We start from the raw sequence: 12,446 nt of genomic DNA, 5'->3' as shown, positions 1-12,446 counted from the left end.
GAGCGGGCCATGAGTCCCCGCCGACCCCGGAGGGAATTCGCATGCTCTCCGACACCTCCCGCCCCGTCATCACCGCCACACTCCCCGTGGTCGCCGACCGCATCGGTGAGATCGCCCAGCGCTTCTACCGGCATCTGTTCTCCGCGCATCCCGAACTCCTCGACGGCGTCTTCAACCGCGGCAACCAGGCGCACGGCCATCAGCAGCAGGCCCTGGCCGGCTCGGTGGCCGCGTTCGCGACGACCCTGGTGGAGACACCGGAGCGGGTGCCGGAGCAGCTGCTGCGCCGGATCGCCCACAAGCACGCCTCGCTCGGTATCCGCCCGGACCAGTACCAGGTCGTCCACGACCACCTGATGTGGGCGATCGGCGACGTCCTGGGCGACGCGGTCACCGCGGAGGTCGCCGCGGCCTGGGACGAGGTGTACTGGCTGATGGCCAACGCCCTGATCAACCAGGAGCGCGGCCTCTACAGCGCCCGCGGGGTCCGGCCGGAGACGGTCTGGCGGGACTGGCGGGTGGAGCGGAAGATCAAGGAGACCGGCGATGTGGTCACCTTCGTGGTCAAGCGGAACGACGACCGCCTGGTCAAGACCTCACTGCCGGGCCAGTACGTCACCGTCCGGATGCGGATGCCCGACGGGAAGCTCCAGCCGCGCCAGTACAGTCTGACCCGTGCCGACGACGGCGAGCACCGCCAGTTCTCGGTGAAGCGGGTGCGCGGCGAGGGCGGCGACCCCGACGGCGAGATGTCGGCGCTGCTGCACGACTCCGTCGGGGTGGGCGACGTCCTGACGCTGTCGCTGCCGTACGGCGACGTGGTGCTCGACGACTCGGGACGGCCGGTGGTGTTCGCCAGCGCGGGCATCGGCATCTCCCCCATGGCGGGCATGCTGTCGCACCTGGTCGCGGCCGACTCCGGGCTGTCGATCACCGTGCTCCACGCCGACCTCGACGAGGCGTCCTTCCCGCTGCGGCGGCAAGTGGTCAACGACGTGCTGGCACTGCGGGACGCACGGATGTACCTCTGGTACGAGAAGGACGCGCACAGCCTCGAACCGGTGAACGGCGTCTTCGAGGGACAGATGGACCTGGCCGCCGTCGACGTCCCCGGCGACGCCCTCTACTACCTGTGCGGGCCTCTGCCCTTCATGCAGGCCGTACGGAGCCGGCTGATCGAGCACGGGGTCGCCCCGCGCGACATCCAGTACGAGGTCTTCGGCCCCGACCTGTGGCAGGCCGACCTGGACTGACGGCGGCACCCGCAAAGTGCACGTGGTCCTGGCCGAACTGCTCGGCCCGGCGGTCCCCGGACTCCACGTCGGCAGCCGGGCCGGGCCGCCCGTGGCCGGGACGCCGAGCCGAGCCGAGCCGACCGACGGTACGGCTGCCCGGTGCTCGTCGGCAGCCACGGGAGATGGGAAAAGGTGGAACCAGACTGGATTGCAAGGCTGAGACGGCACCCTGCTCGCACGACCGCGTCGCTGGAGGAGCACCTGGCGGAGTTGCGCGCCCGACTGCGTGAGGCGCGCCGCGCCCGCGACGGCGTCGCCGCTTCCCGTGTCCGTGGTGAGCTGCGCGCAGCAGAGGCCGCCTGGGAACAGGCCCTGGAAGCGGAGGAAGCGGCCGGGACCGCGTCGGGCGAGCAGCGGACCCCGCACCGGGCGGCTCCTCTTCCGGCGGCACGCCCGGCGACACCCTCCCCGTCGCCACCAAGTTGGCCTCGCTCCGCCGCGACGGAGAGCGGTCCTTCAGCTCCCGAGGGTGTGCCCGCCCGTAATCCATCTGCGCGGCTCTCACGCATGACCGGCTGACGCCCGCCCGTGGTCTGCCGGCGGTGTCGGTGTGGCCGGTCACCCACCGGCGAACTCCGCCTGGCAACTGCTGCGCCGCTACGCACTCGACATCCCAGGCGCGTACGACAACGACGAACTCGCCCCCCGCCCGTGTGATCTCCGCGGCGCACACCGAGGCCGCGGTCCACCTGGAGTCGGACACCGCCGAGCGGCAGACCGCCACTGATCGTGCACGATCCCGACTCACCGATGTACAGCAGCTCTTCGGTACCGCGCCCCTGCGCAACTCTCAGCGCGGCGCGGGTGGCGCCGGCCGCTGACGCGCGCTTCCGAGCCCGTCAGCATCGCTGGGCCGGGGCGACCGCGCTCCCACGCGTGACACCGTGCCAGAACGCCACGCAAGAAGAGAGGATGTCTCCGCAGCACCCCTTTGCTCCCTCCGACGATCGGCTCGCCGCTCTGCGCGGACCGCGCCCTTCGCAGCCGTACACCGCGCGCAAGACAACGGCCCTCACCGCCAACCCGGCCTGCTCCCGCCGTGCCCGCCCGGCGACACGGTGCCGCCTGGCGGGCTCCCGAGCCGGGGTCGGCAGGGTCAGGAGCTGCTGGTGGGTGAGGGCTCCGGGATCGGGTCCTCGGCCGGTTCCTCGGTGGGCTCCTCGTCGGGCGGCGCGGTCGACAGGTCGTTCTGGTTCTGTACCGCGGCTGCCCACCGGTCGGACATGGTGGACTGTCCGTCACCGTTCATGTCCGGAACACCGGGAGCGGCGGCCTCGGTGCTGGGGATCGGCATGTCCCCGTAGACGGGGATCACGGTGTTGAACCTGTGGTCGGAGTTGTACTTCGTGGCGAACAGATACCTCTTGCCCACCTCCAGCAAGGCGTCGCCCTCGGGAAGGTTGACGGTGTCTCCGTTCTCGTCCTTGCCCCCCTGCTGGTTGACCACGACGACGCCGGTCACATCGCCCTTGAAGACGCGCTGGACCTCGACGGCGTACTGGGTCTCGGGACCGATGCCCAGTTCCTTCTGCCCCTTGAGAGCGGTGACCTTTCCGTAGAAGAGGTCTTCGGCGGCGCCGGCGAGGTTGGCGTCGTCGGAGAAGTCCGCTTCATAGGTCAGCGCCGCGTGCGACGTGGTGGCCGCCTCGTTGCGCTGGTCTACCTCCTGGTAGAGAACTGAGGCGCCGATACCGACCGCCACCACGAGAGCGGCGCCGGCGGCGATGAGGACGGTTTTCCGCTTCAAAGTCATCAGCCCCAGAGTTTGTGGTAGACGTTGCGGTCGGTCGCGGCCGGCCGGGCATTGGACGGAACGTAGCCGATCGTCTTCGACATGAGCGTGCCGTTGGCCTTGTGGTCCAGGCCCAGCACGTGGCCCATCTCATGCGCGGCTGCCTTACGCCGCCATGACTTGCTGCCGTACTTCTTCCCGTCGTCGAGGAACGCCCTGTTCATGACGATCGCGTCAGCGCCGGCGCGCCCCCGCCACTGCGCGACCCAGGTGACGTCCTTCCGAGTCTCGTCCTTCCACTCCAGGTCGGTGACCGTGTTCCAGGCGTCCGGGGCGATCTTGATCTTCTTGAGGTTGTACTGGTCGTTGCACCAGGCCGTGGCGGCCCATTTCCGCGCGTCGTCGAACTTGGTCTCGTCCTCCCAGCGGATCTCTCCGTCGTCGACGGACGACCTGCCCCGCGAGTCGGCGGCCACCGCCATGGGCGCGGGCACCAGGGACCCGGCAACAACAGCCGCGCACGACACCAAAGCCAGGCCGGCGGCTCTGTACCGTCGCATCTGCTGACGCGTCGTCATGAGTCATTCCCCCTGTGCGATTACGGGTGCGTCCCCTGCGCACCGTGCACCACTCTTACGGCACCAAAATCAACTCGCAAATCTTTTCGATCGCGCCCGTGTCGGAATGAAATACTCCTGTCGCGTGACGGACTACGCACAGACCATCGGCCCGGGACTTCGCCTGTTGCGGTTCTGTCCGGTTGAGCACGTGGGTCCTGACACACCATGCGCCCGTTCCTGTCGCTGCCGGACGGCACCACCGACCTCTTCCACGCGAGCCACCGGCCAAGCCCGGACGCCGCGCCCCTGCGTCGCGCCCGCGGCCGGGCGGCGCTGCGCACCCTCAGCGGCATCCGCATCGAAGACGCCGGCATCCACGGCCGCCCCGGAGGCAAGCCCATCTGGGGCCCACCCGCCCACGGCGCACTGCAACGCCTCACCGCACCGGTCCATCAGTGATCAAGCACTCCGGCGGGAGGCCAAAAGACAGGTCCAGAGCCATTGCCACGTTCGTGGAGGACCACGGGCGACCGGCGACACTCACCGAGGAGGCTGAGCCCAGAAGGCCGGAATGAGGGTCCCGGCCTTTGACCCGCTCGCTCGCGCCGGTCATGCTCGCCGGTCGGCGACTCGGTGACCGCAACGGTCTCGGCGCCGCGCGACTTCAGGGAACGGGAGGCGTCGGCTTCCTCCTCGGCGGCGGTGGCCGCCGGAGGCACCACGGCCGGAGCGTCAGTTCCTGCGGGGCAGGACCAACAAGGCGTCCCCGACGGGGCGTTCGCCGGCTGCGTCGGACGGGTCGTTGACGACCTGGCCGTCGGCCACCATCGTGGTCGAGCCGCCGCCGTCGAAATTGACCGCGTCGCGCAGTCCGAGCGCCTTGGCGACCTCGGCGCTCTCGCCGATGCTGAGCCCGAGAGCGTCGGTGCCGCGTCCGTCGGCGGTGACGAGCACGGTGCGGCCGGCGGCGTCCACCCCGGCCAGGGTGCGCGGGTTGCGCTTGTGCACCCAGCCGTAGTACCAGCTCGGGTCGCCCGGGTGCACCATGCCGTCGGTGGCGGGCGTGACGTGGAGCCGTCCGTCGCGGACCAGTTCGGGGCCGGCGTTCAGGATGTCGGTACGGGGTGAGGGCGAGACCCGGTGTCCGCGTTCGTCCAGCAGGGTCGCCTCGACGCGCAGGCGGTCGCCGACGCGTGCGAGTCCGGTCAGCCCGGCGACGTGCCGGCCGGTTGCCTGCACGGAGCTTCCTCCGTCCGGGAGCGGCCCGCCCCGGGGCGAGCGCAGCTCGACGACCCGGTCCCGGGCGTCCAGTACGGCCTCGAGTCCCTCACCCTGCGGCGTGCGTGGACCGTAGTCCGGTGTGAAGGCGACGAGTTCGTCGGGGTTGGTGCAGGTGACGTCGTGCAGGGGCAGCGCGGTCGGGAGGTCGCCTTCGGACCCGCCGCAGTTCCTGATCAGGCCGGGGACGCGGTTGACACCGTTCAGGCGCAGGGAGGACGCACGGCCGGTGACCTGTCCTCGCCAGGTGAGCCGGGTGACCTCCGTCCGTCGGCCGTCGTCGTGGACCACCAGGCCGGGGCGCCCGTTCACCGGTTCGCTCAACAGGCGTCCGTCGTACACGCCCACGCCGGCCGGGTCGCCCGGCGCGCCCGCTTTCGGGTCGAGGACGAAGAACCCGGCGTTGACCGCCGCGGTCGCGCCGGCCGCCTCCGCCAGTTCGCTGGTGGTCTCGCGGTTCTCCAGGTCCGGGCCGTACGAGGCCGTCAAGTCGCCGCGGAAGGTGCGCGGGTCGACGGTGAGCACGTCGACCCGCCAGGGGCCGCGGTCCGTGGCGTCGCCGTCCCAGCCGGTGTAGACGGCGGCTCCCGTGTGACCGGCCGCCCGCAGCCGGGCTCGTTCGGAGGTCGCGGCGGACTGCGAGTCGAAGGAGCCGGTGCGGACCCGCCACCCGAGCGTGCCGCCGGCGTAGTCGGCCACCTTCGCCGTCGTCACCTTCTCGACCCGGGCGGCGAAACCGTCCCGTTCGAGTTCGGCGGCCAGTTCGTCGGCACTCGCCCTGTCCTTCAGGGCGGTCGGTGGCGCGTCGGGGTCGGGTGAGGTGTCGCCGCCGGGGATGGAGACCTCGACCGTCCAGTGCAGCGCCGGGGCGTCGTCGCCGCGCACGATGCGGGTGAGGGTGACGCCCGGCTGCAGGGTGGTCGTGGTACGGGTCTCGGTCAGACCGGGCGGGCCCAGGGGCAGGGCGGTGTGGTGACGCTGCTGGGGGTCCAGGGGCGACGCCGGCGCCGCCAGCGCGCCCATCGTGACGAGGACGCCGAGAGCGGCCCCCGCGCCGGACAGTCTCTTCTTCATCGGCACCGCCTGGAAGGATGGCATGAGGATGTGACCGCGGTCCGTCGGTACCCGTCTCGGAAGTCACGCTGCTGGTGAACCGCAGACCGGGTACGAACGCGCACCGTCCCCCCGCCTCGTGCCGACACGGCTATGGACAGCCGACTGCGCGCCCGGACCAGTATCGACTGGTTCTGCCTCACGTCAAGATCCTCGAGAACGGGAGCACGGCACTGCACACCCGTGTGGGAGCCTGCGCGGGCGTCGCATGTGCGGGTGGTCAGGGCGCACGGACCGCCGAGATGTCGAACTCGAGCTCGATCTGCTCGCTGATCATCAGGCCACCGGTCTCCAGCATCGCGTTCCAGGTGAGGTCCCACTGGCTGCGGTTGACGACGGCTGTGCCGTCGAAGCCGATCCGCTCGACGCCGAAGGCGTCGACCACCAGGCCCGTGTAGAGGAGGTCGATGGTGATCGGATGCGTGCGGTCCTTGACGATGAGGGCGCCCGTCATCCGGAAGCGGTCCTCACCGACCTGCTCGGTGTAGGTGCTGCTGAAGGTGATGGTCGGGTAGCGCTCGACGTCGAGGAAGTCGGCGCTGCAGAGGTGACGGTCACGCTGCGCGACGCGGGTGTCGACGGTGGCCGTCCGGACGACCACCCCGGCTCCGGAGCGTTCCGGTCGTTCACCGTCCAGGCGAAGCCAGCCGTCGAAGTCGTTGAAGCTCCCCCGGACCCGGGTGACCATGGCGTGCCGGGCGGCGAACCCGATGGTGCTGTGCGACTGGTCGAACAGCCATTCCCCGGAGAGCCGAGCCCTGGAGGGGTCGGCATCGAACGTCCGGGCGCCTGTGCCCGCCGACGGGTCCGGTGACGGTGTCGGCTTGGTGTCGTCAGACCGTGCGCTGCGGAAGAGAGAGCGGAGGACCATCAGATCTCCCGGTGAGGGTGCATGACAGCCGCACGTGCGGCTTCAGGAGACCGCCATTCAACAGGTGTAGGGCGCATCAAGACGATCTTGTTCGGATTCTTTCTCAAGTTGAGATCTTCGGCGTGGGCCGGGACCGGCGGCAAGGCCGGGGGCCGCGACTTCGGCGGTCCGCCGCGAGCCGCGCCGAGGCCCCGGGGCGCGGACCCGGTGTGGATCCCGCGCGGGCGGACCTCAGCCCGCGCCAGGGCAACGGTCTCCCCGGCGACGGCCCGGTCCCGGGTGGGCGCCCCGGTCGGCCCGGACCCGCACGATCCGCCCGATGCGCCGCTGAGAACGCGCAGGGAGCGTTCCACCCCGTCGGCGGACAACATGACCAGGGCGTGCCGGTGAGGTTGGCGCGGTCACCGTTCCGGGCACGGCTGAGGGCGGCAGCGACATCGTGTGGCGCCGGAAGCCCGGGTGCCGGCCCGCCGCCACGCGCCCCCGTTCCCTCAGCCGTGGCAGGACCCGGCACCTCCCGCCGGAACGGCGCTTCAGCTGTTCCCGGCGAGGAAGGCCTCCACCTCGTCGCGGCGGGCGAGGGAGGGCTGGGCGCCCGCCCGGGTGGTGCTGATCGCCGCGGCGGCGCAGGCCCAGCGGGCGGACTGCTCGAGGGTGCGGCCCTCCGCGAGGGCGACGGCGAGCGCGCCGCAGAAGGAGTCGCCGGCGGCGGTGGTGTCCACGGGCCGCACGGAGAAGGCGGGGACGTGCAGGTGCGAGGTGCCCTCGAGGAGGAGCACCCCGTCGCCGCCGAGCGTGACGATCACCGCGCCCGCACCGCTCAGCTTCCGGGCCGCGGCGACGACCTCGTCGATCGTCTCCGGTACGGGCGTGCCGGTGAGGGCCGCCAGTTCCGTGCGGTTGGGGACCAGCACGTCGACGTGGGGCGGCGGGACGGCGCCGGCGACGGCGGGGGCCGGGTTGTGCAGCACGATGCCGCCGGCCAGCCGTGCGGCGGCGTGGTTGGCCTCGTCCGGGACCTCCTGCTGGAGGACGGTCACGGCCGCCTTCCGCAGCACGTCCGCTGCGGCCTCGCAGTCGGCGGCGCCCAGGCGGGCGTTGGCACCGGGGCTGACGATGATGGTGTTCTCGCCGGCCGGATCGACCGCGATCAGGGCGCGGCCGGTCGCCGTGTCCGGGGTGCGGGTGATGTGTGTGGTGTCCACGCCCTCCTGCCGGACGGCGCCGAGCATGACGTCGGCCGCGTCGTCCTCGCCGACCCGGCCGACGAAGGCGACGTTCCCGCCGAGCCGGGCGGCGGCGACCGCCTGGTTGGCGCCCTTGCCGCCGGGGTGCTGGGCGATGCCCTCGCCGAGGACCGTCTCGCCCGGCACCGGATGCCGGGGAACCGGTACGACGAGATCCAGGTTGAGACTTCCGACGACTGCGATCACTGGTTTTCCTCTGAGGTGCGGGTACTGCCGGTGTCCTGCGCCGAGGCGGCGCGGGGCGCGCTGGAGGCGCGTACGACGAGTTCGGGGGCGAGCCGGACCGACCGTCGCGGCCCGTCCGGCTGCCCGTTCTGCTGCCCGGCCAGCCGGTGGCCGAGCAGGTGCGCGGCCTCGGTGGCCAGTGCGCGTACGGGCTGGCGGACGGTGGTCAGGGGCGGTTCGGCGAGGTCCGCCACGGGGATGTCGTCGAAACCGGTGACGGCGATCTCACCCGGGACGTCCACGCCGAGTTGCCGCAGCCGCCGCAGCGCGCCGACCGCGATGAGGTCGTTGGCGCAGACGACGGCGTCCGGCCGGGAGGGCAGGATCCGGTCCACCGCGGCCCGCCCCCACTCCAACGAGAAGTCGCCGAGTTCGGCGCGGTCGGGGGCCTCCGGGTCCAGGGCGCCGGCTCCCGCCTCGTACGCCGCGAGCCGCTCGACCGCCGCCGAGGCGGTTCCGGCCGCACCCACGAAGTACGGGCGCCGGCGGCCGGTGGCGGCCAGATGGTCCAGGACGAGCGCCATGCCGGCGGTGTTGTCGGTCGCGACCGAGTCGGCGACGCCGGGCCCGCAGCAGCGGTCCAGCAGCACCAGGGGCACGCGGGCCGCCGCCATCGCCACCGCCTCCCGGCTGTGCGTCTCGTCGACGGGGATGACCAGCAGGGCGTCGACCTGCCGGTCCAGCAGGGCGGTGATGCGGGCCGCCTCGGTCTCCGGGTCGTCGTTGCAGTCGGCGAACAGCACGGCGCGGCCCTCGGCGTGCAGCGCGTGCTCCACCTCCTGCACGAGGGAGGGGAAGAAGGGGTTGGTGATCTGCGGCAGGACGAGGCCGATGGTGCCGGTGGAGCGGCTGCGCAGGGCGCGGGCGACCTGGTTGGGCCGGTAACCGAGACGGTCGGCCGCCTCCTTGACCCGGCGGGCGATCTCGGGCCCGACCGGGCGGGTTCCGCCCAGCACCCGGGACACCGTGGCAACGGAGCAACCCGATGCGCGAGCCACGTCCTTCAGTGTGACCTCGGCCACTGCCGAGCCCCCCTTCACTCGGTGCGACTCCACTTCGCTCGCCGGGCTTTCACCGGGCGGGAAGCGGCTTTCCGGGACTGTTTCCGGCAAACGTTATCACCTGGAATTGCCGATCATCGGGCCATCCGCGGGGAGTCATGAGATATCGGTCATTGACAACTGCGGGTCCCATAAGGAACTTTTCTGGAGAACGTTTTCCCACATCGTTTCCAAGGAGGTGCGCAGTGTTCACCCCGATCGCTCCGATCGCCGTCGGCGCCGGTCGACCGCCTCGTGCCGCTGCCCTCCCTCCGGTGACGGTGACGGAGACGGCCACCACCGCCGGTGCCGGGCGTACGAGCCGGCCCGCCCTCCGGTAGCAGCCCTCTTCCGGCGCTCCAGAGATCCGCTTCACCACCCGTTCCACCCGTTCCACCCGTTCCGCCTTGAGCAAGGGGGCTCTCCCGATGGCCAAAAAGATCATCCTCGACTGCGACCCCGGACACGACGACGCCATCGCCATGCTGTTGGCGCACGGCAACCCGGACATCGACCTGGTCGCCGTCACGACCGTGGTCGGCAACCAGACGCTGGAGAAGGTGACCCGCAACGCCCTCTCCGTGGCGCGCATCGCCGGGATCACCGGCGTGCCCTTCGCCGCCGGCTGCCCGCGGCCGCTGGTGCGGGCCATCGAGACGGCCCCGGACATCCACGGCGAGACCGGTCTGGACGGTCCGGTGCTGCCCGAGCCGACCCTCGAGCTGGACCGCCGGCACGCCGTCGACCTCATCATCGACACGGTGATGTCGCACGAGCCCGGCGAGATCACCATCGTCCCGACGGCCGGACTGACCAACATCGCCCTCGCCGCGCGCAAGGAGCCCCGCATCGTCGAGCGGGTCCGCGAGGTCGTCCTGATGGGCGGCGGCTACCACGAGGGCAACTGGAGCGCGGTCGCCGAGTTCAACATCATCATCGACCCCGAGGCCGCCCACATCGTCTTCAACGAGAGCTGGCCGGTCACCATGGTCGGTCTCGACCTGACGCACCAGGCCCTGGCCACGCCCGAGGTCGCCGAGAAGATCGCCGCGGTCGGCACCAAGCCCGCCAAGTTCGTCGGCGAGCTGCTGGACTTCTTCGGCGCCACCTACAAGGAGGCGCAGGGCTTCGAGCACCCGCCCGTGCACGACCCGTGCGCGGTCGCGTACGTGATCGACCCCTCCGTCATGACGGTGCGCAAGGCTCCCGTGGACGTCGAGCTCACCGGTGGCCTGACCCTGGGCATGACCGTGACGGACTTCCGCGCCCCGGCCCCGGCCGACTGCCACACCCAGGTCGCGGTCGAGCTCGACCGCGAGCGGTTCTGGGCCCTCGTGGTGGACGCCCTCGAGCGGATCGGTGACGTCGAGGCATGAGCACACCCACCACTCTGAACCGGCCCGACGAGACATCGGGCCGCCGCGCGACCCGCGTGAGCGTGCTGATGGCCGCGCTCCTCGCCGCCTGTTTCGCCTTCCAGCTCAACGCGAGCATGCTCAGCCCCGCGCTGAAGAACATCGAGGAGAGCTTCGGGGCCAGCTCGGCCGAGATCGGGCTCACCCAGACCGCGTTCTTCACCTCGGCGGCCCTGTTCTCGCTCTTCCTGCCCCGGCTGGGTGACGTCCTCGGCCGCCGCAAGGTGCTGGCCGGCATGCTGGCCGTCATGGCCGTCGGCTGCGTCGTCGCCGCACTGGCGCCGAGCGTGCCCGTGCTGTTCGTCGGCCGCATCATCCAGGGTGTGTCCGGCCCGGTCGTCCCCCTCTGCCTGATCATGCTGCGGCAGGAGGTGAGCGAACCGAAGAAGTACGGCACCCTGCTGGGCGTGATCACCGCCGTCAACGGCGGCATCGCCGGTGTCGACGCCCTCGCCGGGGGCTACCTCGCCGACAACTACGGCTTCCGGTCGGTCTTCTGGACGATGGCCGTCGTGGCGGTCCTCGCCACCGTGCTGGTCGCCACCCTGACCCCGGAGACCAAGGCGCCCAACGCGACCCGGATGGACTGGCCCGGTGTGGCACTCCTCGTCGTGTCCGTCGGCGCACTGCTCACCGCGCTGAACGAGGCCGGCAAGCTCGCCGACGCCAACTGGCTCCTCGTCGCCGTCCTCATCGTCGTCGGCGCGGTCGCCTTCGTCCTGTTCTGGCGGACCGAGGACCGCAGCACGCACCCGCTGGTCGCCACCCGGCACCTGAAGCAGCGCTCGACCTGGGCGACCCTGCTGACCACCCTGCTCACCATGACGGGCGTGTTCGCCGTCATGAACGGACTGATCCCGGCACTCGCCCAGGACGGGAACGCCGGGCTCGGCATGGGCGCCGAGCAGTCCGCGTGGTGGACCCTCACCCCGTACGCCCTGGCCGGCCTGGCCATGGGGCCCCTCGCCGGCCGGCTCGCCGCCACCTTCGGGTACGGCCGCATCCTGCGGCTGGGGCTGATCGGGGCCGTGGCGGGCGTGCTCCTGATGATCCTCACGGTCGACTCCCAGTCCCGCCCCATGCTGCTGCTGACCTCGATCCTGGTCGGTATCGCCTACGCGGGTGTGGCGAACATCGTGCTCAACGGGCTCGGCATCGTCCTGTCCCCCAAGGAGAACCCGGGCTTCCTGCCCGGTCTCAACGCGGGGGCGTTCAACCTCGGCGCCGGTCTCAGCTTCGCGCTGCTGTACGCGGTCAAGACCGCGGCCCTGCCGGACGACCCCACGTCGCCCGCCGACTACACCGCCGCCATGATCGCCGGAGTGGTCATCCTGGCCGCCGCCTTCGCGACGTCCTTCATGATCCCGAAGCCGGTGGAGGCCGAGGCGCGCGACGACTGAGTCAGCCCTTCCGGTACCGCCGCGACCCGGCGGCGGTCCGGTCCGGCGATCTGACGACGGCCTGCGGCACGGGCCCGGGGATTCCTCCCGGGCCCGTGCCGCAGGCCGTTCGCCGTTCGCCCTTTGGGGCTGGCTCCCGTGGCCGACCCGTGTGCGCTCGCAGTGCCGGACACCTCGAGTTCGTCCCACATCTTGATACACACCGACTGACGAGTGAGATGTTTGGGAACCTTGAGTTGCCTGTACCGTACACACGGCCTTCCCCCGGGA

At 71.4% G+C, this 12,446-nt stretch carries 10 protein-coding genes; 4 read left to right on the top strand and 6 right to left on the bottom strand.

The annotated features are described in order from the left end of the window. Nucleotides 1–41: 41 nt before the first annotated feature. Entirely contained in the window at nucleotides 42–1,253 is a 1,212-nt protein-coding gene (locus ACVW19_RS29385) for a globin domain-containing protein (RefSeq protein WP_457463159.1), read from the top strand. 1,138 nt (nucleotides 1,254–2,391) lie between these two features. Here the strand turns inward: ACVW19_RS29385 and ACVW19_RS29380 are convergent. Then, the gene (locus tag ACVW19_RS29380) at nucleotides 2,392–3,048 is read right to left on the bottom strand and encodes a hypothetical protein (RefSeq protein WP_457463157.1); all 657 of its coding nucleotides are present in this window, start codon (nucleotides 3,046–3,048) and stop codon (nucleotides 2,392–2,394) included. Continuing rightward, complete coding sequence (locus ACVW19_RS29375) at nucleotides 3,048–3,605, bottom strand: matrixin family metalloprotease (RefSeq protein WP_457463156.1); 558 nt, start codon at nucleotides 3,603–3,605, stop codon at nucleotides 3,048–3,050. The genes ACVW19_RS29380 and ACVW19_RS29375 overlap by 1 nt, the downstream gene beginning before the upstream one ends. 207 nt (nucleotides 3,606–3,812) lie before the next feature. Here ACVW19_RS29375 and ACVW19_RS29370 point away from each other — a divergent pair, with 207 nt between their 5' ends. Then, complete coding sequence (locus tag ACVW19_RS29370) at nucleotides 3,813–4,046, top strand: hypothetical protein (protein ID WP_457463155.1); 234 nt, start codon at nucleotides 3,813–3,815, stop codon at nucleotides 4,044–4,046. 273 nt (nucleotides 4,047–4,319) lie between these two features. Here ACVW19_RS29370 and ACVW19_RS29365 read toward each other — a convergent pair whose 3' ends face one another. The 4 genes from ACVW19_RS29365 to ACVW19_RS29350 form a co-directional block, all read right to left on the bottom strand. Next, nucleotides 4,320–5,939, bottom strand: coding sequence for a phosphodiester glycosidase family protein (locus ACVW19_RS29365; protein ID WP_457463153.1), 1,620 nt, complete (start codon nucleotides 5,937–5,939; stop codon nucleotides 4,320–4,322). Between the two features lie 259 nt (nucleotides 5,940–6,198). Next, a complete protein-coding gene (locus ACVW19_RS29360) occupies nucleotides 6,199–6,849 on the bottom strand; it encodes a YceI family protein (protein ID WP_457463151.1) in 651 nt (216 codons plus the stop codon). Between the two features lie 533 nt (nucleotides 6,850–7,382). Continuing rightward, entirely contained in the window at nucleotides 7,383–8,282 is a 900-nt protein-coding gene (rbsK, locus tag ACVW19_RS29355) for a ribokinase (protein WP_457463149.1), read from the bottom strand. Beyond that, complete coding sequence (locus ACVW19_RS29350; RefSeq protein WP_457463147.1) at nucleotides 8,279–9,319, bottom strand: LacI family DNA-binding transcriptional regulator; 1,041 nt, start codon at nucleotides 9,317–9,319, stop codon at nucleotides 8,279–8,281. Before ACVW19_RS29350 ends, rbsK begins: the two co-directional genes overlap by 4 nt. A gap of 470 nt (nucleotides 9,320–9,789) precedes the next feature. On the opposite strand from ACVW19_RS29350, the gene uriH reads away from it, so the two are divergent. Beyond that, on the top strand, nucleotides 9,790–10,737 hold the full coding sequence (gene uriH / locus ACVW19_RS29345; protein ID WP_457463146.1) for a uridine-preferring nucleoside hydrolase UriH: 948 nt from the start codon (nucleotides 9,790–9,792) through the stop codon (nucleotides 10,735–10,737). Beyond that, nucleotides 10,734–12,176, top strand: coding sequence for a uridine transporter UriT (uriT, locus tag ACVW19_RS29340; RefSeq protein WP_457463145.1), 1,443 nt, complete (start codon nucleotides 10,734–10,736; stop codon nucleotides 12,174–12,176). The genes uriH and uriT overlap by 4 nt, the downstream gene beginning before the upstream one ends. Nucleotides 12,177–12,446 lie beyond the last annotated feature (270 nt).

Source organism: Streptomyces sp. TE5632 (assembly GCF_054061295.1).
This window is presented reverse-complemented; position numbering and strand designations above follow the sequence as displayed.

Coding starts and splice junctions, on each gene's coding strand:
- ACVW19_RS29385 (WP_457463159.1), top strand. CDS start 42: ATGCTCTCCGACACCTCCCGCCCCGTCATCACCGCCACACTCCCCGTG.
- ACVW19_RS29380 (WP_457463157.1), bottom strand. CDS start 3,048: ATGACTTTGAAGCGGAAAACCGTCCTCATCGCCGCCGGCGCCGCTCTC.
- ACVW19_RS29375 (WP_457463156.1), bottom strand. CDS start 3,605: ATGACGACGCGTCAGCAGATGCGACGGTACAGAGCCGCCGGCCTGGCT.
- ACVW19_RS29370 (WP_457463155.1), top strand. CDS start 3,813: ATGCGCCCGTTCCTGTCGCTGCCGGACGGCACCACCGACCTCTTCCAC.
- ACVW19_RS29365 (WP_457463153.1), bottom strand. CDS start 5,939: ATGAAGAAGAGACTGTCCGGCGCGGGGGCCGCTCTCGGCGTCCTCGTC.
- ACVW19_RS29360 (WP_457463151.1), bottom strand. CDS start 6,849: ATGGTCCTCCGCTCTCTCTTCCGCAGCGCACGGTCTGACGACACCAAG.
- uriH (WP_457463146.1), top strand. CDS start 9,790: ATGGCCAAAAAGATCATCCTCGACTGCGACCCCGGACACGACGACGCC.
- uriT (WP_457463145.1), top strand. CDS start 10,734: ATGAGCACACCCACCACTCTGAACCGGCCCGACGAGACATCGGGCCGC.